We start from the raw sequence: 22,144 nt of genomic DNA on the forward strand, positions 1-22,144 counted from the left end.
ACATTTATAAGCTTTAGACGTCTTAAAATACAACTAAACCAACCATTATGAAACTTAATTTTAAGAATTTCGAAACCTCTCCGCAAGTTTATGCCCGAATCGCCGGATTATTATACTTACTTATTATCGTAGCTGGATTTTTTGCAGAAACCTTTGTTAGAAATAAATTAATTGTTCCGGGAGATGCGACAGCAACTGCAAATAATATTATACATTCTCCATTTTTATGGAAAATTGGCATTACTGCCGATTTGATTATGCAAATTTGTGATTTACCGGTAATGATTCTGCTCTATTTTTTACTCAAACCTGTAAGTAAAAAACTGGCAGTTCTTAATTTGTCTTTTAACCTGATTCAGACTGCTGTTTTGGTAGCAAACAAATTAAACCTTTTTGCTGCTTTATTCTTTTTAGGAGAATCCGATTACCTAAAATCTTTTAGTCAGGATCAATTGCATGCGCTCTCTTATCTTTCTATAAAACTGCATAATTTTGGTTTTGGTGTTGGGCTGATATTTTTCGGATTTGTATGTCTTATAGAAGGTTATTTACTTTTTAAGTCAGGTTATTTCCCAAAAATAATCGGCATTCTCATGTCGATCGCCGGATTGTGTTATTTAACCAACAGCTTTGCCTTAATCCTTGCACCACAACTTTCTAGTATGGTAGTATTATTACCTTGCTTGATCGCAGAATTAACACTTAGCCTCTGGCTGATTTTTAAAGGAGTAAACCTCACTATCTGGAAAAAAAAGTTAAACATCTCATAATCTGAAAGATAAAAACATCAAAAAAGCCTACAAGAAATAAATCTTAGTAGGCTTCTTTTTTGAAATAATTGAATTAGTAAGCATTATTTCTAACTTTTATTCTTCAATCGGTCTGTTAATTCTCTTTTATAAGTAATACCAATTGGTAATTTTTCTTTTTTAATAATAACAAAATCTTTGTCTGTTCCTTCTATTTTATCAATCGCAACGATGTACGATTTATGAATACGAAGAAAGCTTTTTTCTGGTAAACATTTTTCAAATTCGCTAGTGGTAATAGAAGCCAAATAGGTTCTTTTTATTGTGTGCAATTTCACATAGTTACCAAAACTTTGCGCAAACAAAAGCTGATTCAACTCAATGTCGACCAAATGCCCGTCTACCTTTACGATCACCGAGTTGGCCGTGATTTGTTCCTCTTGATTTTTTGTATTTTCTATCGAAAAAAAACGATCAATTGCTTTTAGAAATCGAGGAAAATAAATAGGTTTCAGCAAGTAATCAATCACGCCATAATCATAACTTTCTAATGCAAATTCAGAATAAGCCGTGGTTAGAATTGTTTTGGGCTGAATGGGAAGAATTTTGAGCAATTCCATTCCAGAAATTTCAGGCATATTAATATCCAAAAACATCAGATCTACTTTGTTTTCTCGCAAATAATCCATCGTTTCAATACCATTATACCCCTGAAAAACCAATTCTAGCTGCGGATTTTGCTTGATGTAATTGGACAAAACATAATGTGCTGCCGGCTCATCGTCTACAATAATACATTTTTTTGTTTCCTTCATTCTACCAACTTTTTAAGTTGCAATTTCAAGTCAACGATGTAGGTGGTTTTATGTTCCTGAATGTCAAGTTTGTAATTTTTCCCGTAAAGGAGATTCAGACGTTCGGTTGTATTTTTAATACCAATCTTAGTCGAAACTACAGCTATTTTTTTCTGTGGAATCGAGTTGACAACATGCAGATGCAATACACCATTTTCTACTATTATAAAAATGCGAACATAGCATTTTTCGATAGCGCAAGTACCATGTTTGAAAGCATTTTCGATAAAAGCAATTAAGAGCATTGGCGAAATTTTATAGGCATTTTCATTGTCAATTTTACAATCGTACTCAATAACGCAACGGTATCCTACACGTTCTTTTTCGAGCTGAATGTAGCTGTTGATAAACTCCAGTTCGTCCTCCAGCGAGACATATTGTTTGTTGTTGCTCTCTAATTGATAACGCATCAATTGCGACACTTTCATGATCAGATCAGAGGTTCTTTCCGGAAATTCAAGGCTTATTCCGTAGAGGGTATTAAAAGTATTGAATAAAAAATGTGGATTCAACTGCCCTTTTAACGAATTAAGCTGCATCTGATTAAAAAGCAACGTTTCGTCTGTTTGCTTTTTATGGATATGATAAAACTTAAAAACAATAATCGGACTCAAAATACACACTAAGGTCCCCAAAACGCTAGCCAATTGATAAACATAACTTCGCTGATGCGAATTTTGATACAAATGACAATTAGCAAACATTTCTAAGGTCGTTATTTCGTATAAAAAGACAGAAAAAAGTAACACCCCAAAAAGTGTTAAAAATAAATAGGTGACAGGTTTTTGTTCTTTAAATAATATAGGAAGTAAAAAAAAACGATTGAACTGAGCGTGCATGTAAAGAATAAAGTAGAAAAAAATACCCATTAGAATAGACGTAAAAGAGCTAAAGAGCATCCAATCATTCTTTAAGGTATAAATTGTAAACGAAAAAAGAACAACGGCAACTTCCTGCCACCATTTGTTGTCTAACATGTTATCAAATTTCTTATTCATTTTTTAAAACTTAAATAGTCTACAAATTAACCACATTTTTTTAATTTTTATTCCCAATAAATGACCAATTCAATTCGTCATTTATTAGTGTATTACATCATTTAAGAAGGCACATATCGCTGCAAGTGAAATAATTTTGTCTCACAATTTCACAATTTGAGTTTTATGTATTTCAAAAAAATTACTTTATTATTTTTCTTGATTTTCGCTGCCAACGGTTTTTCACAAACCTTGTCTTTAAAAGAGGCAATCAAAACTGGTTTAGAAAATTACGGTGCTATAAAAGCAAAAAGCAACTATACCAATGCATCTCGGGAAACGCTAAAACAATCGAAACGCGATTATTTGCCCAATCTTAATTTGTCTGCACAACAAGATTACGGAACAGTAAACGGGCAAAATGGTCCCTTGTATGGTTTTGGAGGTCTTGGAGTGGCTTCGTCTGGGCTTCCGCTTCCTGAACAAAACTGGAACTCGGCTTTTGGAGCGCTCTATTTGGTCAACATGAACTGGGATTTTTTTACTTTCGGAAAAATACAGGAAAAAATCAATTTGGCAAAAATAGAAGTAAACAGCAAAGAAAAAGATCTTCAACAGGAACAATTTCAACAAAAAATAAAAATTACTGCCGCTTATCTAAATTTATTGGCCAGCCAAAGATTGTTGATTTCACAACAAAAAAATTTAAGCCGAGCCGAAGTTTTTAAGCGAACCGCCGCAGCAAGAGTAAAAAACGGACTGCTCGCAGGAGTTGATTCTACATTAGCTACCGCCGAAGTTTCTAAAGCTAAAATTGCGCTGAATCTAGCAAAAAATTTCGTTAAGGAACAAAACAATAAATTGGTCGATTTGATGGGGATTGCTCCTCAGGATTTTGCGACAGACACCCTTTTTGTCAATCAGATTCCGAGAGAACTATTGGCGGGAGTTGCTACAGACAGCCTGCATCCATTGCTTCAGTTTTACAAAACAAAAATGGACTACAGCAACCAGCAAGTCAAATTGTTCAAACGTTTTTATTATCCAACCATGACAGCTTTTGGTGTTTTGCAAACCAGAGCTTCTGGATTTGATTCGTCGTATGCTACAGACCAAACTGCTTTTACGCGAAACTACTGGGACGGCATAAATCCTGACCGAACCAACTATTTAGTAGGCGTTGGAATCACCTGGAATCTTACCACTCCTTTTAGATCCAGCAAACAGGTAAGCGCACAAAAATTGGTTTCGCAAGCTTTACAAGAAGAATACAATCAGATAGACAGAGAGTTAAAATCGCAGTTGAATTTTGCCGATGATAAAATAAAAGTCAGTTTAGAAAATGTTGCAGAAGCACCAATTCAAGTCAATGCTGCAAGACAAGCCTATCTGCAAAAATCGACTTTGTACAAAAATGGATTGACCACTTTGACCGATTTAACACAAATAATGTACACACTCAACCGTGCCGAAATCGACCGAGACATTGTAAACAATAATGTGTGGCAATCATTTTTATTGAAAGTAGCAGCCACTGGCAATTTTGACTTATTTATAAATGAATTTTAATTAAAAAACCAATGAATTTAATACGTTTTGCACTCCGCAAACCCATCTCTATATTGGTACTAGTGGCGGGTTTATTTTTCTTCGGAATTGGCGCCATCAAAGACATCAAAGTCGATATTTTACCTAAGATGAATTTGCCGGTGATTTACATTGCGCATCCTTTTGGTGGGTATACTCCAGACCAAATGGAAGCTTATTTTGCCAAAAACTACGTCAACATTCTTCCTTTTGCCAATGGTGTAAAATCGGTCGAAACCAAGAATATTCAGGGGTTGATGATCATGAAACTGACCTATTACGAAAACACCAACATGGCGCAGGCGGCAGCTGAGCTGAGTGCTTTATCCAACAGAATTCAGGCGGCATTTCCTCCCGGGACACAACCTCCGTTTATCATTCGTTTTGATGCTTCCTCTTTGCCTATCGGCCAATTGGTTTTGAGCAGTAAAATCAGGTCTAATAATGAGTTGCAGGATTTGGCAAATGTTTACGTTCGTGCTTCCTTTACCTCTATTCCGGGTTTATTGTCGCCGGCTCCCTTTGGCGGAAGCCCAAGAACTATTGAGGTAAACGTTGATCCCGATTTGTTGCGCTCACACAACATGACGCCCGATCAAATCGTAGAAGCCATCAAACTCAACAACCAAACCGCTCCTTCCGGAAACGTGAGAATTGGCGATAAAAACTACCTTACTCCTACCAATAATACGATCAAAGAAGTCAAAGATTTCGAGAAAATTCCGTTGTTCAAAGGTGGTGTTCAAAACCTAACGCTGGGCGATGTAGCAAGTGTAAAAGACGGTGCCGATATTACAGCAGGTTATGCTTTGGTAAACGGAAAACGCTCGGTATATATTAGTATCGCCAAAGCGGGAGACGCCTCGACTTGGGATGTGGTACAAAAATTAAAGGCCGAATTGCCTAAGATTCAGAGTACGCTTCCTGAAGACGTGCAATTATCATACGAATTTGACCAATCGGTGTATGTGATCAATTCGGTAAAAAGTTTGGTTACCGAAGGAATTATCGGTGCTGTACTGACAGGATTGATGGTTCTATTGTTTTTAGGTGACAGGCGCGCGGCTCTGATCGTAATTCTTACGATTCCGATTTCGATAATTTCGGGCGTTTTATTTTTGAAATTATTCGGACAAACCATCAACTTAATGTCGTTGAGCGGACTGGCTTTGGCAATCGGAATTTTGGTGGATGAAAGTACCGTAACCATCGAAAACATTCACCAACATCTCGACATGGGCAAACCCAAAGCACTCGCTATCTGGGATGCCTGTCAGGAAATTGCGTTGCCAAAATTATTGATTTTGCTTTGTATTTTGGCGGTTTTTGCGCCCGCCTTTACAATGGTTGGTATTCCCGGAGCGTTGTTTTTGCCATTAGCATTAGCGATCGGATTCTCGATGGTGATTTCGTTTTTACTCTCGCAGACTTTTGTTCCTGTAATGGCAAACTGGCTGATGAAAGCGCATCCGAAACACGAGCATGCATCCAATATTACAGATGACGAAGCCGAGTTTAATGCGTGTGGACTTACCCCAGAATCTGAGAAACAATTGATCACTCAGAAAAAAGATTATGTTGAAAGAACGGATGCAGATGGCAACGGAAAAATAGGTGCTTTTGAGAGGTTCCGAATGCGATTTATGAAAACCCTAGATCGTCTCTTTCCTTACAAAAAAATAGCAGGACTCACCTACCTTATCGGTATCACGGTTCTTGCCGTTGTCTTTATTTCTTTTATCGGAAAAGATGTTTTTCCTAAAGTAAATTCAAGTCAGTTTCAGCTTAGAATGCGTGCTCCGGACGGAACCCGTTTAGAACGCACCGAAGAAAAAGCGATTATGGTGCTCAAAGAATTAGACAAAATGGTGGGCAAAGAACACATCGGCATTACGTCTGTTTATGTCGGACAACACCCGTCTTTGTTTTCAATCAACCCCATTTATTTGTTTATGGCGGGTTCGCACGAAGCCGTTTTTCAGGTAAGTTTAAAAGAATATCATGTAGATATGGATGATTTTAAAGACGAGTTCAGAGCCCGTTTGAAAAAAATCCTTCCCGATGTCAAGATTTCTTTTGAGCCAATCGAGCTAACCGATAAAGTTCTGAGTCAGGGTTCTCCCACTCCTATCGAGGTGAGAATTGCAGGAAAAGACAAAAAAAGAAATGAGTTGTACGCCAATCAGATTGTCGAAAAACTGCAAAAAATAGCTTATTTCAGAGACGTACAAATCGGTCAGCCAATACATTATCCGGCGATGAACATTGATATCGACCGTACACGTGCCGCCGAGTTGGGTGTTGATATGAATGATATTTCACGTTCGTTAATCGCCTCAACCTCATCGTCACGTTATACCGAGAAAAACACCTGGATTGATGAAAAAGCGGGGCTCTCTTATAATGTTCAGGTTCAGGTGCCTTTAAATAAAATGAAAAGCAAAACAGATATTGGAGAAATTCCAGTACTAAAAAATTCGTTACGTCCTGTTTTAAGCGATGTAGCCAAAATAACTCCCGCTGTTGTAAGCGGCGAAAATGACAATTTAGGGGCTATGCCATACATTACCGTTACAGCCAACATCAGCCAGACCGATCTAGGTACGGCAGTAAAAGATGTTGATGCAACCATCCATTCGCTGGGAGAATTACCACGTGGTTTATTCATCACGCCTATTGGTTTGAGTAAAGTATTGAGCGAAACATTAAGCAGTTTACAAGTCGGATTATTGGTTGCCATCTTTGTAATCTTCTTAATGTTAGCCGCTAATTTTCAGTCGTTCAAAGTCTCTTTGGTGATCTTGACGACAGTTCCTGCGGTAGTTTTAGGAGCGTTATTAATGTTGACCATTACAGGTTCGACCCTTAATTTACAGTCGTACATGGGGATCATCATGTCGGTAGGAGTTTCTATCGCCAATGCCGTTTTGTTGGTCACGAATGCCGAACAACTCCGAAAAATAAATGGTAATGCCTTAGAATCGGCGCGTGAAGCAGCAGCCTTGCGTTTGCGTCCTATTATCATGACATCGGTAGCCATGATTGCCGGAATGTTGCCAATGGCCATTGGTCATGGCGAGGGTGGCGATCAGGTTTCGCCTTTAGGCAGAGCCGTAATTGGCGGGTTATTATTCTCCACTTTTGCCGTGTTGCTTATCTTGCCGCTTATCTTTGCATGGGCACAAGAACATACCTCGACGCAATCTGTTTCGCTGGATCCCGAAGACGAAGAAAGCATTCATTATATCTCATCATTAAATTCAAAAAATGAACACTAAAATACTACAATCGACAGCGCTATTTTTTATGGCGGTATTTTTACTAAGCAGTTGTAATTCTAAAAAAGAAGAAACGGTTACGGCAGAAATTGAACCCAAAACAGAAACCTTTCTGTTGCAAAAAGAAAGACTAGCTACAGAACTGCGCTTACCAGCCGAATTAACAGGTTTTCAGCAAGTAGATCTGTATGCAAAAGTGAGCAGTTTTGTAAAATTGCTAAAAGTAGACATTGGTACAAAAGTAAAAAAAGGACAACTTTTAATCGTTTTAGAAGCACCCGAAATCAGTTCGCAATTGGCTGCCGCCGAATCAAGGCTGCGATCGATGGAAGCCATTTATACTACGAGCAAAAGCACCTACAACCGTTTGTATGAAACCAGCAAAGTAGAAGGAACGATTTCTAAAAACGACCTAGAAATGGCAAGCGGAAAGAAAAACTCTGATTATGCCCAATACCAAGCCGCTGTTGCCGCACACAAAGAAGTAGCGATTATGAGAGGGTATCTCGAAATTCGTGCACCATTTGACGGAATCGTTTCGGCCAGAAACGTCAACTTAGGTACTTATGTTGGGCCAGCGGGAAAAGGTTCAGATTTGCCTTTGCTTACCCTTCAGCAACAAAGCAAATTGCGTTTGGCTGTTTCGGTTCCGGAGTTGTACACGGGTTATTTGCACAATGGCGACGAAATGAGTTTTAGCGTAAAATCGTTACCCGAAACCTTCAAAGCCAAGATTCAGAGAATGTCGGGTGCTTTAGACCTAAAATTACGTTCAGAGCGCGTAGAAATGGACGTGCAAAACACCCGTGGCGATTTGTTACCCGGAATGGTAGCCGAAGTTGTATTGCCGCTTAACGCGAAAGACAGCACGTTTGTAGTACCAAAATCGGCCTTTGTCAATTCGGCAGAAGGAACGTTTGTCATCAAAGTCCTCAACCACAAAGCCACAAGAGTCGATGTAAAAAAAGGCAGAGAAATAGACGATAAAATAGAAATCTTTGGCGACCTCAACGCCAACGACAAACTCGTAAAAATCGCCAGCGAAGAAATTAAAGAAGGTGATGTTATCAACGAATAAATACCCAATACCTATAGAATTGATTTGTTTAAGAAGTGCTGTAAGACTTAGGTTTTGCAGCATTTTTTTTCAGGAGCTGGTTCCTGCACACGAGCCTGAAAGGCGAACTGGCGAAGCAATTCGCTATATCTTTTTAGGCAGTTCGTTTCGGGTAGCGAGGCTATTTAGTGTGCCTAAAAAGGATACCGCTCCTATCAGGGCTATGGCATTTAGTAGTCAAATCAAAATATTCCGAAGCAACACCATCCAGACTACTATAAATGCAATTCAGACAAGCGTAACGACAAACTAAGTAGCTATACGTAACCCCTTTCTTAAAAAGCCTTTTGAAATTTTAGTTTCGAAAGGCTTTATTTGTAAAGTAAATGCTCAAAAAACAGCTCGTTTGGGGTACTAAGCCCCATCGATGACGTCCTGAGCCCCAAATTTGGGGTGTCAAACCCCATCGATGGGGTTGCAGACGTCAAAAATGGGGTTCCAGACGTCAAATTTGGGGTTCGGAACCCCAACCGAGCACCTCAGAACCCCAACCGAGGGGTTCCGAACCCCAAAGTTTAGGTTGTAGACCCAAAACACTTCATGATGGAACCCAAAAACTTCGTGACAACACCCAAAAACTTCATTACAAAACCACAACACTCCATCAAAACAGGTATAAATACCTGCTCTCCTATTTTTATTTAGTGGTATACTTGTCTCCAAATAAATAATCAATCATTACGGTTTTCCTCAGAGGTGATGATGCTGGATTTGTTATATTTGTTTTAAGAATGAATGAAGCATTTGTAATGCTTTGTTGTGAAAACAGAAACACAGTATAAAACCAGACTGAACCTCTTATATACACCTAAATTAGGGTAGATTGGAGCCATTTTGTGGCTGGTATAAACAAGTTACCAGTAACCTTCAGAAATATCGGATAATGATAAACGACAAATTGGATTTTAGATTTTTAAAAGTCAAGAATGGAAAACCATTTTTTGCAATAGTAAATCTTGAAGTTAGCAGAAGTGATACTGGAAACAAAATCGTTGAAGAATATCTGGGTGAAGGATGGAAAAGTCAAGGAAACCTAGAAAGCGTGTCAATGAATGGTTATGAACCTTGGAAAAAGGCTGTAAAAAATGGATTGGAATTTGCTTTTTCAAAGAGTAATGAAAAATGGGAAGTTAAAATAAAGAGATTAGAAGGAAGAATTGGCACAGATACAAATCCAACAATTGTAGGTTTTGCGACAATTTTAGCTTTTTGCGAACAAACAAATTTGAAATTAGATCTAGATTTAAAAAACGAAATTGAAAATTTTACATTCAAAAGTTGGGAAAATAAAAACGACGAAAGAATACCGAATTTCATAAATTTAGTTTACGACAAATAAAGGCTACTGGTAACACACGCTACAAGCAATTTGGGTATTAGGCTTAATGGAAAAATTGGTTTGTATTTGGGAGATTTGGCAATTCCGAAAATACGGCTTAATTTAGTCCCAAACTGCTTATAGCGCAGGAACGTTGGTGGCAAGCATACCGAAAATGAAATGACAATTAATAAAAAAATAAAATATGAATTTTAAAATCGCTTTTATTGGTTTACTTTTTATAAGTCTGACTTCTTGCGGACAAACTAAAAGTGACAGAACGCAATTTGGTGTTGAATATGCAAAAAGCGAACTAAAAGATGCCCTTTATAACAAAAAGGAAAAGCAAATATTAGTTGACACAGTTATTAAGGACAAAGAAACTGCGATAATAGTTGCTGAAGCAATATTGTTTAAAATTTACGGGAAGGACAAAATAACTAAACAAAGACCGTACGAAATAAACCAAATCGACAATTATTGGGTTTTAAATGGAACACTACCAAACAATATGCTTGGTGGAACATTTCTAATTATTATAAACTCGAAAAATGGACAAATAGTTAAATTGACACACGGAAAATAAGAGAAAAAAGCCAGCCACCAACACACGTAGCTGTTGCACAACCTCATTCAAAAGTAAAATTTAAAATTAAGCATAAAAGACAACCTCGTTTAAGCGTATTTAAGCGAGGTTTATTTTGGGTTGTAAGTTGGAGTTTGTAAAAATAAAGAGTCTTAAAAAGGTGTTTTTCAAGTCATAGAAAGCAGTTTTTAGAGAAGTTGTTACTTTGGTTGGTATTTCACTTACTACTCCAGTTTTTGTTTTTGTTTTTTTGGTGATAAACTTCAAGTATTTCTTTAAATTATAGGTTAATGCTGCCATCAAAACATGTTTGTTAGCTTGCTTGATTCCTCTAGTATTTACACGCTTCATATTGGTAAAATTGACTAAAGTTCCGATTACAGGTTCTACGGTTTTACTTCTCACTCGTACCATTTTCTTAGTATAGTTTGGGTTTTGTGTGAGTTTTTGGTGCATTCTATCGTAATGTTCTTTATGAATGCTGTTGTCTATTTTTTTGTATTTGGTGCTTTTTCCACAGCATTGTTCTCTGAGCGGACAGGTTTTACAATCGCTCTCGCTACTGCGATACGTACGTTTGATGTAGCCTTTACTATCGGTCTTTTCTCCTTTAAAGAGTAGAATAGCTTTGTTAGAACCTTCTTTGATACATTCATATTGATGCAATTCTTTATTAAAAACAAAACCTTCACGTTCGGGTTTGTACTGTCCGAAGTTTGGAATATAAGCATCGATATTTTTTTTGTATAAATAGGCTAATGCTTCGCCGCTGCTATATCCTCCATCAGCTAAGAGTTCTTCTAATGCAATGCCGTTTTCATGTAGGTTGTTCTCTGTTAGTTCAACTATTTTTTCTAAACATTGACTATCGCGTTTGTCTGCAAAATCAGAACATGCGCCTGTTATTACATGATGGGCATCGTCTACAGCGATTTGTCCAAAATAGTTTAACTGTCTTGCTTTGCCTGGTTTTACACTTACCCTGGCATCAGAATCTGTGGGTGAATAATGGGTGTGATTCGATATAAATCTTGGTCGTATTGTATTCCCATGTTCATCTAATTTGTCAATATTAAAGTTGGGATTGGGTTGGTCTTTGTAAGCTTCTTTTTTCCAATTGTGGTGCTGATCAACTAGTTTCTTTCTGGTGCTTGTGGTTTTAAATTCGCTGTTTTCTTCTAATTCATCCACAAAGGCACTGGCGTCTTCCAGTACTTCTTTCTCTACCAAGCTATCCATAGAAGCATTGGCTTTGATAAAAACGCTGTCCACTGCTTGACGTTTGCCTCGAATCATACCTTTGGAAACGCACAGCTTTAAAACTTCTTTGAATAAACTTAAAAACACTTCTTCACCATACAACTGACGCGTGCGACTAATGGTGCTGTGCCATGGTAAAGCCTCGTCAATGTCATAACGAATGAACAAGCGAACATCTAAACAATTCGAGCAATATTCGATGAGTTTCCTATCCGAATTTATGTTGTTTAAATAACCTACTAAACAGATTTTGAAAAACACAACCGGGTCAATACTCTCTTGTCCTTCGTCTCCATAATACTTTGCAGTAGCTTTATATAGAAATCGAAAATCGATGGATTGATCTAATAATCTATAAAAATTATGCTCTGGAATCAAGTCTGTTAAGTATACTTGATAGAGCATTTTTGGGGTAAATTCTTTTCTTCCTTGCATGCTTAAATTTACATAAAACCACGCTTTTTAATGTTTCCTTTTTGTTATATTTGAGCAGTTGTGCAACAAGCACACACGCTACAAGCGATTTGGGCATTTATCTTGATGGGGAAATGGTTTTGTATTTGGAAGTTTAGCGATAACCGAAAAATAACGCTAATTTAGTCCCAAATTGCTTGTAGCGCGGGAACGTTAGGCGTCATTCCCCTGCAGACTCCCGACCTGACCACTTAAGCTAACGGCGGAAAAATGAAGAAATGGAAGGAATTAATTTAAATAAAAACAGCTTTGTAGGCATTTGATTTACAGAACATAATAAAACGTTAGTTGAAATTACAACACAACCTTATAAAATGAAAAAAGATATCCTTACTATGGGGTTTGAAATCCCTGGTTTTTCAAATCTTGAAAAAGATTTTTCTTCTAATATTTCATTAATGGATGCTGATATTATTGCTATTTCACCTGAAGCAATAAGTCCAAATGGTTATGGATGGATAAGTTTTTCCTCAGGTGGTGGATGCTATGATGTTTCAACATCTGCAAGATTTGTAGAAAACACAAAGCACTTAAAAAAAGAATTGTCTGACATGTTAGAACTAGGTAAAACTGTATTTTTATTTTTAAATCAAAAACAATCTTTTTCCCTAGCAATAAATGTTACTTCACCTAGAAAAGGACATAACACATATAATACTACATCATCATCAAACTACGACTTTTTACCAATTAATATTGGTAAAATTACATCTGCATCAGGTGAAAAAATCCATTTTTTTGGAAATCAGTTATTCAGTGATTTTAATAAAAAATTCGGTCATTATTTAACATATAAAGCATATTTAGAAAATACTGAATCTAGTGAAGTAATTTATACAGGAAAGGATAAAAGCAAAGTTTTAGGTTCAGTTAATAGAGTTGGAAGTGGATATTTAATCACTTTGCCTCAAATAGAATATGAGAATGAAAAATTTATTGAATATGACGAAGAAAATGACAAAGATATTTGGTCAAAAGAAGCAATAAGTTTTGGAAACTCTTTAATTCAATGTTTAATTGATATTGATAGCAAAATTTCTTTGGAATCCGCAAAAACACCAATTCCAGAATGGGCCAACAAAAACGAATTCTCTACAAAAAATGCATTGTTAATCAATGAATCCATTGAAACTAACAATCGAAAAATAGAAGAAATTACAGAAAAAATAATTCAATTAAAAGATGAGTTTGCAAAAGAAAATAAAATAAAAGATTTACTTTTTGAAACCGGAACTCCATTAGAGGATTCTGTCACTGAAGCTCTTATAACTCTTGGTTACGAAGCTGAAAATTATAACGACGGTGTTCTTGAACTTGACCAAGTAATAATTAGTCCCGAAAAACACAGATTTATTGGAGAGTGTGAAGGAAAGGATACAAAAGATATAAACATAACTAAATTCAGACAATTACTTGAATCATTAAATGCTGATTTTGCAAGAGACGAAGTCCAAGAAAAAGCTTTTGGGATATTATTTGGTAACCCACAAAGATTGTTAGAGCCAAAATCAAGAAAATTAGATTTTACTGAAAAATGTAAAATAGGTGCTGAAAGAGAAAAAATTGCATTGGTGAGAACCTCAGATTTATTTGAGATTATCAAATATTTACGTGAAAATGAAAATGAGGAATTTAAAAAGAACTGTAGAGACGCAATCTATAATGGGCTGGGTAAAATTGTGAAGTTTCCAAAAATTCCAAAACAATAACGACGCCTAACACACGTAGCTGTTGCGCAACTCTCTTAAAAAAGTAAAATTTCAAGATAAGCTTAAAAAACAACCTCGTTTAAGGATATTTAAGCGAGGTTTATTTTGGGTTTTAAGTTGTAGTCTTTAAAAATGGAGATGCTTAAAAACATGTTTCTCAGGTTATAGATGGCAGTTTTTAGAAAAGTTGACACTTTTGCTTGTAATTCACTTACTACTCCGGCTTTTGTTTTTGTTTTTTTGGTGATAAACTTCAAGTATTTCTTTAAATTATAGGTTAATGCTGCCATCAAAACATGTTTGTTAGCTTGCTTGATTCCTCTAGTATTTACACGCTTCATATTGGTAAAATTGACTAAAGTTCCGATTACAGGTTCTACGGTTTTACTTCTCACTCGTACCATTTTCTTAGTATAGTTTGGGTTTTGTGTGAGTTTTTGGTGCATTCTATCGTAATGTTCTTTATGAATGCTGTTGTCTATTTTTTTGTATTTGGTGCTTTTTCCACAGCATTGTTCTCTGAGCGGACAGGTTTTACAATCGCTCTCGCTACTGCGATACGTACGTTTGATGTAGCCTTTACTATCGGTCTTTTCTCCTTTAAAGAGTAGAATAGCTTTGTTAGAACCTTCTTTGATACATTCATATTGATGCAATTCTTTATTAAAAACAAAACCTTCACGTTCGGGTTTGTACTGTCCGAAGTTTGGAATATAAGCATCGATATTTTTTTTGTATAAATAGGCTAATGCTTCGCCGCTGCTATATCCTCCATCAGCTAAGAGTTCTTCTAATGCAATGCCGTTTTCATGTAGGTTGTTCTCTGTTAGTTCAACTATTTTTTCTAAACATTGACTATCGCGTTTGTCTGCAAAATCAGAACATGCGCCTGTTATTACATGATGGGCATCGTCTACAGCGATTTGTCCAAAATAGTTTAACTGTCTTGCTTTGCCTGGTTTTACACTTACCCTGGCATCAGAATCTGTGGGTGAATAATGGGTGTGATTCGATATAAATCTTGGTCGTATTGTATTCCCATGTTCATCTAATTTGTCAATATTAAAGTTGGGATTGGGTTGGTCTTTGTAAGCTTCTTTTTTCCAATTGTGGTGCTGATCAACTAGTTTCTTTCTGGTGCTTGTGGTTTTAAATTCGCTGTTTTCTTCTAATTCATCCACAAAGGCACTGGCGTCTTCCAGTACTTCTTTCTCTACCAAGCTATCCATAGAAGCATTGGCTTTGATAAAAACGCTGTCCACTGCTTGACGTTTGCCTCGAATCATACCTTTGGAAACGCACAGCTTTAAAACTTCTTTGAATAAACTTAAAAACACTTCTTCACCATACAACTGACGCGTGCGACTAATGGTGCTGTGCCATGGTAAAGCCTCGTCAATGTCATAACGAATGAACAAGCGAACATCTAAACAATTCGAGCAATATTCGATGAGTTTCCTATCCGAATTTATGTTGTTTAAATAACCTACTAAACAGATTTTGAAAAACACAACCGGGTCAATACTCTCTTGTCCTTCGTCTCCATAATACTTTGCAGTAGCTTTATATAGAAATCGAAAATCGATGGATTGATCTAATAATCTATAAAAATTATGCTCTGGAATCAAGTCTGTTAAGTATACTTGATAGAGCATTTTTGGGGTAAATTCTTTTCTTCCTTGCATGCTTAAATTTACATAAAACCACGCTTTTTAATGTTTCCTTTTTGTTATATTTGAGCAGTTGTGCAACAAGCACACACGCTACAAGCAATTTGGGTATTTGGCTTAATTTGAAATTGATTTTGTATTTGGAAGATTTGGCAAATCCGAAAATAGAGCTTAATTTAGTCCCAAACCCGTTATAGTGCCAGAAGGTTAGCGGTAATTTTTCCTAGCCAGAACGACAGATTTTATGAAGACATTTCTTTTTATATTTTTATGCATAACTTTAACTTCGTGCAAATTTGAAAATAAACCGCAAGGCTCATTTTTTGAATTTGTTTCAGAATCTGATACAACTTGTTTGAAGGAAATAGCAGAAGCAAAAAAAGAATTAGAAAATGGAAAACTAACCTACTGTCATTATTCTGGAAATATAATAAATCACTATTTACGCTCTGAAAAAGAATTAATTGAAGTTCTTAAAGAAAATAATATTGATTTTAGAAATGAAGGTTCGTCTTGCGTTGTCTATGAAAATCAAACCGAACATTGTTATTGTGAGTTAATGGAAGAAAAAATTAACCAAAAATATGGAGAAAAGTTTGTCGACTCATTATTGAATATAGCAGATGAAAAATACCTAATTAAACATATTAATGACACGATGCATTATGCTAAATGTGATAGAAGACCAAATTATCCGAACGACAAAGATGATAGCGAAGATGAATATAGTGAAGTTATGCAGAAAGAAATTGATGATGCAATTAATTATCCAAAAGGTTATATAAAAAGACCAAATTATGATGTTTCAGCATTCGTAAATATTTCATTCTATGTAGATAAAAATGGAAATGCAAAAATCACATATTTTAGTTTTTATTTTGACATTAAATCAAATCATAAATTAGAAAAACATTTTGAAAGTGAATTGAAAAAAATTATTAAAAGAGAAAAATGGAAACCCGCTCAAATGAGAAAACGAAATGTAAATTCTGATATGGTATTGAGATATGGTTTTGAGTGAAAATAAAACAACCGCTAACAGCTACTACAACGGATTTGGGCAATTGGCTTAATGGAAAGTTGGTTTTGTATTTGGAAGTTTTGGCATAACCGAAAGATTACGCATTTTTAATCCCAAACCCGCTGTAGTGCCAGAACGTTATGCGATATTCGCTAAACAAACTTAAAAATATAACATTTGAAAATTATTATGTCTATTCTAAAAGATAAATTTAAAACTATTTTTTTACTACTGGCATTCCTTTGTCTTTCTTGTAACAAAGAAGAAAAAATCATTGATAAATTAGTTGGCCAATGGGAAATTCGAGAAATAACATATAACGGGGTAAATTATAAAGAAGATTTATATTTGAATTTTATGGTGTTTGAAAACGACAATAAAATTTCAATTCCAGAGTCGATTCACTTTGAAAAAGATTACATCGCAACCTAGAATATTGATTTTCAAGATCAAAAAAAACTAAAAATATCAATTCAATGTGAAGATGAAGTTTTTAAAGGGACGTATGATTTAAAGTTTATAAAAAATCATGAAGAAAAATTGCTTGGAATAGAAATGAAATCAGATAGTACAAAAATCAAAGCATTTAAATTTTTCCAAGATTTTCATAGTAGGGAAAGTGGGTGGTAAATCTCAATAATCTACTAAACCACGTAAGTAGAACATCGCATAACAGCTACTACAACAGATTTGGGCATAGGCTTAATGGAAAGTTGGTTTTGTATTTGGAATGATTTGGCAAATCCTAAAATAGGGCTTAATTTAGTCCAAAACCCGCTATAGTAGCAGAACATCGGCAGTAATTATCCCGCACAAAACTAAAAAAATGAAAACTAAATTAAATTTAAATCTGTTTACTGCAAACTATTTTATTTTATGCTTGGTAATTCTGTTACTAAACGATTTTTATTTAAAATATGAGTTTTCTAATTTCATAACAGGTAAACTTTCTGATTTTACTTGCTTGTTTATTTTTCCTTATTTCATTTCAGTGTTTTTTTCAAACAAAACAAAAGAAATTTACATTTTTACTTTTCTATTTTTTATTTTTTGGAAACTTGAAATTTCCGAGCAATTCATAAAACTTATTTCACAAATTACAGATTTTGCATTCCATAGAACTGTAGATTTAACAGACCTAATTGCCTTATCAATTTTACCAATTTCGTATCATTATTTTCATAAAAAAAATCAAGAACAAAAGGAAAATAAGAATAAAAATTTTGCACTAAATTCATTAATTGGAGTAATAACAATATATTCATTTTTAGCCGATACAAATCCAAGGCAAGAAACAAAAGTGAAAATTAAATCCGAAAAAGAATTCACAATACAAATTAGCAAAAAACAAATCTTAAATAATTTAATAACAAGTGAGACAAATATTTTAGAAACTGATAGTTTATTTACTATCACTTTTGATGTTCCAGAATATAGAGCTGAAGCAACTACAAAAATACGAATAATAAAAGCTGATGAAAAAAACACAATTTTTAAAATAGATAGTATTAGTGAAGTGTTAGTTACTGGACGTTTATTTTTTGGAATTAGTCAAAGTAATATTGACGGTTGCGAAAAAATGAATGCTAGTGAATATGAAGAAAATTTTAAAACAAACTGTATTGATATAATTACGAATGTCCGAAAAACAGAATATCCAACTTATTACGCATACAAAACAGAATAATGAAAATATAAATAAGTACTGTAAACAGCTCCAACAGATGTGAGAAATTGACTTAAAATAAAGTTGTTTTTATATTTGAAAGTTTGTGTTTAACCGAAAAACCTCGCTTTTTTATTACCCAATCGCGCAAAGCGCCAGAACTTTGTGCAAAAGAAAACAAAACAAAAGAGAATATGATAAGAATAATATTGACAATAGCTATTTTGCTTTTTAACTGTTTGACTTTTTCTCAAACTGCAAAAAAAGAGAATTATACATTAACAATCATAAGAGGAAAAGTTGCAAAAAAAAACAAACAAACATTTTGGATAACTCCTACAACTTTGACCAACAATACTAAAGATACATTAAGATATTACAGTATGTCTTGTTCATGGCAAATATTTTATTCGGTTGATAGTAATAAATTGCAAGTTGAAGGAAAAGATTGTGACAAAAATATTCCAACTATTTTGACGCTGGCACCAGGAAAATCAAGAACAGTTGAAATTAGACTATTAATGAGTTCAAAAATTAATTCTTCTAAAATAAAATTCAAAATCGGCTTCAACTTAATGAAAGTATCTAGTATTCAAAAAGAATTAGACTATGACTTCAAAGAACAGCAGAAAAAGAATAACATAATTTGGTCAAACATAATTTCAAGATAAATGAACAAATGTTCAGCAGATAAAAGCTACTATAACGGAGATAAATTAAATATAAGTAATATAGATTTTGTATTCGGAAATGAAATTTTAAGAATGTAAAAGTGTAAATAAACTAGAAAAAAAACTACTGCTGTAAAAAAAACTATTTTAAATTTAGAAAGTATTCTGAAGGATAACAAAGAAAACTTAAACATAAGATTCTCAAGAGTATGATTTTAGTTTTTCAGAGTCTGACGTTAGCTGCGAATTTTATACAACATAAACAAAAATGAACAAAATACTATTCCTAATTATAATCATATTTAGCATTAAATTACAAGGACAATCAGATATTAAATATCAGGAAATTGATGCTTTAATCGAGAGTAATTCAATGATTAACGCAATGGACGCAATTAAAAAACTTAAAGAAGATTTTGCAAAAGATTCAATTAATTCAGATTATTGGCTCAGACATTCAAAAGCTTCATTTGTTTTTTTTAGATACGAAGATGCTTCATCCAGTATTGATAAAGCAATTCAATTAAATCCAAATGATGCAGAGTTGTATTTTGAAAAAGGTCTACTTAACAATAAAATTCATAAACTTGAAATAGCGTTACAAGCATTTGAAAAGGCTGTAAACATTAAAAAAGTCGGTAAATATTATTACTGGAAAGGTATTGTAAACCAACAGTTAAGAGAAACCCAAAGTGCTGAAGATGATTATCAAGCAGCTATTGAAAATAAATTTGAAAGCCGAGAATTATTTAACAATCTTGCAATTCTTTTGGCAGAAAGCGGAAACAACGAAAAAGCGTTGGTAATGATTAATAAAGCAATTAATCTTGATAACCAATATCCACAAGCATATTCTGCGAGAGCAAAAATTAACTTCTCATTATTAAATTTTGATTTGGCTTGTAAAGATGGAAAAACGGCAGTAAAATTAGGGCATAAAAATCCCTTTCAGTTACCCGATTCAATTTGTAATGGGACTTTAAATCAAAAACTACAATTTGCTTCGGATCTATTTACTGTAAATAAATTGTACAAACAAGGAATTATTGCTTATACCATGTTAATCAACAATAAGGCGACAAAATCAGATAATTTTTTAAATCGGGGTTACTGCTATTTTCAAATTAAAGAGTATGTAAATGCTGAGAAGGATTATCTTAAAGCCTTATCTCTTCCAAAAGCATCACGCGATCAAATTTATGACAATTTAAGTTTGTTGTATTTTGATATGAATAATTTTGAAAAATCAATAGAATACGCAACAAAACGTATTGAACTAGATCCAAAAAATCACGTTCCCTATATTGACAGAGGACTTTGCTATCGAAAATTAAAAAATTATTCCAATGCTGAAAAAGATTTTAATACATCATTAGAATTAAAACCTGATTTTTTTAGAGCATTTGGTTACCGCTCCTTTTTGTATTTAGAATTAGGTCAATATAAAAAATCATTCGAGGATGCTAGCAAATCAATTAAAATAAATCCCAAATATGGTTATGGTTATATTGTTTTAGCTCAAGCAAAACAACAAATCGGAATATCCGATTTCTGTGAAGATTATTATAATGCAAAAAAATATGGTGAACGTGAAGCTGAGCAAGGAATAAAAGAATACTGCAAATAAAAGCCAATATAAAAGCTTTGAGAAATTGGTTTGATAAAAAGTAGATTCGACAGACTGAAAACTTGATTTGACCGACTTAAAAGTAGAATCCGACCAATTCCACAAATGATAGTTTATAAATTTAATAATGCTTATTTTATTATCGAATATAAATAAAATATCAAAAAAATGATCTATCAAAACAGAAGATAAATTATGAAATTAAAACATATTCTACCTACTATACTATTAATAATTTCTTTGTCAAGTTGTAACAAGTTTAAACAGAAAGAACAACTAAATGAGAATCAAAATTCTGAGTTTGTGAAAACATGGTTTGATACAATAAGGGGAATTCCATTTGCAGAAAAGTTAGAGATTAAACAAAATAGAACTTTTAAATTGATTGGTGGAGCATGTACAGCAAGATGGTGGAGCGAAGGAAGTTGGAGAATAAAAAATGACACTATTATTCTTAATAGCTTCAAACCAAAAAAATGTATCTATTTAAGGGAATATGGTATAATGTGTAGAACGTTTGAAGAAATAAGAAAAAATGGTAGAGAAGTATCAATAAAAGATTGTAACCCAGATTCAGACAATGATTATGAAATGTTCATTAACGAAAAATTCTATATCAAAAATGATACTTTAGTTCATGTGAAGCAAAATAAAAAATGCGAAGGGATTAAAGTTGCTTATTCGACTACAGAGAAAATTCGCTAAGAAAAACGTTTGCTAACAGCTACAACGGATTTGAGAAATTGGTTTGATAAAAAGTAAATTCGACAGACTGAAAACTTGATTTGACCACTGTAAAGTAGATTCGACCAATTTCACAAATGATAGTTTATAAATTTAATAATGCTTATTTTATTATAGAATCTAAATACAATATCAAAAAAATGATCTATCAAAACAGAAGATAAATTATGAAATTAAAATATATTCTAATTCCAGTAATAACGCTGCTACTGTGTTCTTTTATCAAACTTCAACACCAAGATAAAAAGATTGATACAACTGAATTTTCAGAAACATGCATGAAAATTAGTAACGAATATAAAACGCAAAATGAACACGGAAATGTATTCAATAACAAAACCAAAAAGTTTTTGAGTTTACCTGAATTTAGTAAAATTTTGAAAAATATTTCAAAGTATGATGTCGATAAGAACACAAAATATAAAGTTGAGCAAAACCATCTTGGAAAGATCGAAAGAACCATCTGGAAAAACAGTACCAAAAAGAGCAATCTGTTAAGTATTAAAAAATTAACTTTTGAAACTATAATCGAACAAGAATTTAATGGCGAAAAAATTAAAAATAAATTCACCATTATTGATTACCATATAATTAGAAATAAAACACCTAAGAAAATCTATTTAAGAATTATGGAAAATGAGTTTGAAGAAGTCACGATTGAAGACACCAAATATACTGGAGTTTTTGAAAGTAGATTATTAGGTATTGACGAAGCAAAAGAAGAATTTGATGAGCTATTGAGCAAAAAATAGAAAAATAGAATTCTAAATTTAATTAACTGAGGTTGATAAAAAATACCTTCAGTTTTTACAAATAAAAAGCAACAAAAACGTCAA

General features: G+C 34.0%; 19 protein-coding genes. 15 read left to right on the forward strand and 4 right to left on the reverse strand.

The genetic code is table 11. The annotated features are described in order from the left end of the window. The first annotated feature begins 47 nt into the window (after positions 1 to 47). Positions 48 to 770 (forward strand): DUF4386 domain-containing protein, encoded by a 723-nt coding sequence (locus LNP22_RS15040; RefSeq protein ID WP_229974188.1) that lies wholly within the window; start codon positions 48 to 50, stop codon positions 768 to 770. Positions 771 to 859: 89 nt separating this feature from the next. On the opposite strand, the gene LNP22_RS15045 is transcribed toward LNP22_RS15040, so the two are convergent. Both LNP22_RS15045 and LNP22_RS15050 read right to left on the reverse strand, forming a co-directional pair. Beyond that, positions 860 to 1,564, reverse strand: a complete 705-nt coding sequence (locus LNP22_RS15045; RefSeq protein ID WP_229974189.1) for a LytR/AlgR family response regulator transcription factor — start codon at positions 1,562 to 1,564, stop codon at positions 860 to 862. Continuing rightward, a complete protein-coding gene (locus LNP22_RS15050; protein ID WP_229974190.1) occupies positions 1,561 to 2,601 on the reverse strand; it encodes a sensor histidine kinase in 1,041 nt (346 codons plus the stop codon). Before LNP22_RS15050 ends, LNP22_RS15045 begins: the two co-directional genes overlap by 4 nt. A gap of 165 nt (positions 2,602 to 2,766) precedes the next feature. Here LNP22_RS15050 and LNP22_RS15055 point away from each other — a divergent pair, with 165 nt between their 5' ends. The 6 genes from LNP22_RS15055 (at position 2,767) to LNP22_RS15080 (ending at position 10,466) form a co-directional block, all read left to right on the forward strand. Further along, on the forward strand, positions 2,767 to 4,149 hold the full coding sequence (locus LNP22_RS15055; protein WP_229974191.1) for a TolC family protein: 1,383 nt from the start codon (positions 2,767 to 2,769) through the stop codon (positions 4,147 to 4,149). Between the two features lie 11 nt (positions 4,150 to 4,160). Further along, positions 4,161 to 7,445, forward strand: a complete 3,285-nt coding sequence (locus LNP22_RS15060) for an efflux RND transporter permease subunit (protein WP_229974192.1) — start codon at positions 4,161 to 4,163, stop codon at positions 7,443 to 7,445. Next, positions 7,435 to 8,523 (forward strand): efflux RND transporter periplasmic adaptor subunit, encoded by a 1,089-nt coding sequence (locus LNP22_RS15065; protein WP_229974193.1) that lies wholly within the window; start codon positions 7,435 to 7,437, stop codon positions 8,521 to 8,523. Before LNP22_RS15060 ends, LNP22_RS15065 begins: the two co-directional genes overlap by 11 nt. After that, positions 8,507 to 8,815 (forward strand): hypothetical protein, encoded by a 309-nt coding sequence (locus LNP22_RS15070; RefSeq protein ID WP_229974194.1) that lies wholly within the window; start codon positions 8,507 to 8,509, stop codon positions 8,813 to 8,815. The genes LNP22_RS15065 and LNP22_RS15070 overlap by 17 nt, the downstream gene beginning before the upstream one ends. 630 nt (positions 8,816 to 9,445) lie before the next feature. Beyond that, positions 9,446 to 9,901, forward strand: coding sequence for a hypothetical protein (locus LNP22_RS15075; RefSeq protein WP_229974195.1), 456 nt, complete (start codon positions 9,446 to 9,448; stop codon positions 9,899 to 9,901). A gap of 184 nt (positions 9,902 to 10,085) precedes the next feature. Next, positions 10,086 to 10,466 (forward strand): YbbC/YhhH family protein, encoded by a 381-nt coding sequence (locus LNP22_RS15080; RefSeq protein ID WP_229974196.1) that lies wholly within the window; start codon positions 10,086 to 10,088, stop codon positions 10,464 to 10,466. A 99-nt stretch (positions 10,467 to 10,565) separates the two neighbouring features. On the opposite strand, the gene LNP22_RS15085 is transcribed toward LNP22_RS15080, so the two are convergent. Further along, complete coding sequence (locus LNP22_RS15085) at positions 10,566 to 12,161, reverse strand: IS1182 family transposase (RefSeq protein WP_429670526.1); 1,596 nt, start codon at positions 12,159 to 12,161, stop codon at positions 10,566 to 10,568. Between the two features lie 353 nt (positions 12,162 to 12,514). On the opposite strand from LNP22_RS15085, the gene LNP22_RS15090 reads away from it, so the two are divergent. Further along, positions 12,515 to 13,909, forward strand: coding sequence for a hypothetical protein (locus LNP22_RS15090; RefSeq protein ID WP_229974198.1), 1,395 nt, complete (start codon positions 12,515 to 12,517; stop codon positions 13,907 to 13,909). 89 nt (positions 13,910 to 13,998) lie between these two features. Here LNP22_RS15090 and LNP22_RS15095 read toward each other — a convergent pair whose 3' ends face one another. Next, a complete protein-coding gene (locus LNP22_RS15095) occupies positions 13,999 to 15,594 on the reverse strand; it encodes an IS1182 family transposase (protein ID WP_429670527.1) in 1,596 nt (531 codons plus the stop codon). Positions 15,595 to 15,823: 229 nt separating this feature from the next. Between LNP22_RS15095 and LNP22_RS15100 the strand changes: the two genes are divergently transcribed. The 7 genes from LNP22_RS15100 to LNP22_RS15130 all read left to right on the forward strand — a co-directional run bounded on the left by LNP22_RS15100 (position 15,824) and on the right by LNP22_RS15130 (position 22,060). Continuing rightward, entirely contained in the window at positions 15,824 to 16,600 is a 777-nt protein-coding gene (locus tag LNP22_RS15100; RefSeq protein ID WP_229974200.1) for a hypothetical protein, read from the forward strand. 177 nt (positions 16,601 to 16,777) lie between these two features. Next, positions 16,778 to 17,032, forward strand: coding sequence for a hypothetical protein (locus LNP22_RS15105; protein ID WP_229974201.1), 255 nt, complete (start codon positions 16,778 to 16,780; stop codon positions 17,030 to 17,032). A 394-nt stretch (positions 17,033 to 17,426) separates the two neighbouring features. Continuing rightward, the gene (locus LNP22_RS15110; protein ID WP_229974202.1) at positions 17,427 to 18,287 is read left to right on the forward strand and encodes a hypothetical protein; all 861 of its coding nucleotides are present in this window, start codon (positions 17,427 to 17,429) and stop codon (positions 18,285 to 18,287) included. 83 nt (positions 18,288 to 18,370) lie between these two features. After that, a complete protein-coding gene (locus LNP22_RS15115; protein ID WP_229974203.1) occupies positions 18,371 to 18,937 on the forward strand; it encodes a hypothetical protein in 567 nt (188 codons plus the stop codon). Positions 18,938 to 19,205: 268 nt separating this feature from the next. Beyond that, positions 19,206 to 20,564: a tetratricopeptide repeat protein gene (locus tag LNP22_RS15120; protein ID WP_229974204.1), complete on the forward strand. Its 1,359-nt coding sequence runs from the start codon at positions 19,206 to 19,208 to the stop codon at positions 20,562 to 20,564. Between the two features lie 195 nt (positions 20,565 to 20,759). Then, a complete protein-coding gene (locus LNP22_RS15125) occupies positions 20,760 to 21,269 on the forward strand; it encodes a hypothetical protein (RefSeq protein WP_229974205.1) in 510 nt (169 codons plus the stop codon). Between the two features lie 206 nt (positions 21,270 to 21,475). Next, the gene (locus LNP22_RS15130) at positions 21,476 to 22,060 is read left to right on the forward strand and encodes a hypothetical protein (protein ID WP_229974206.1); all 585 of its coding nucleotides are present in this window, start codon (positions 21,476 to 21,478) and stop codon (positions 22,058 to 22,060) included. Positions 22,061 to 22,144: the final 84 nt, after the last annotated feature.

It is taken from the genome of Flavobacterium flavipigmentatum (assembly GCF_020911905.1).
Lineage (GTDB): Bacteria > Bacteroidota > Bacteroidia > Flavobacteriales > Flavobacteriaceae > Flavobacterium > Flavobacterium flavipigmentatum.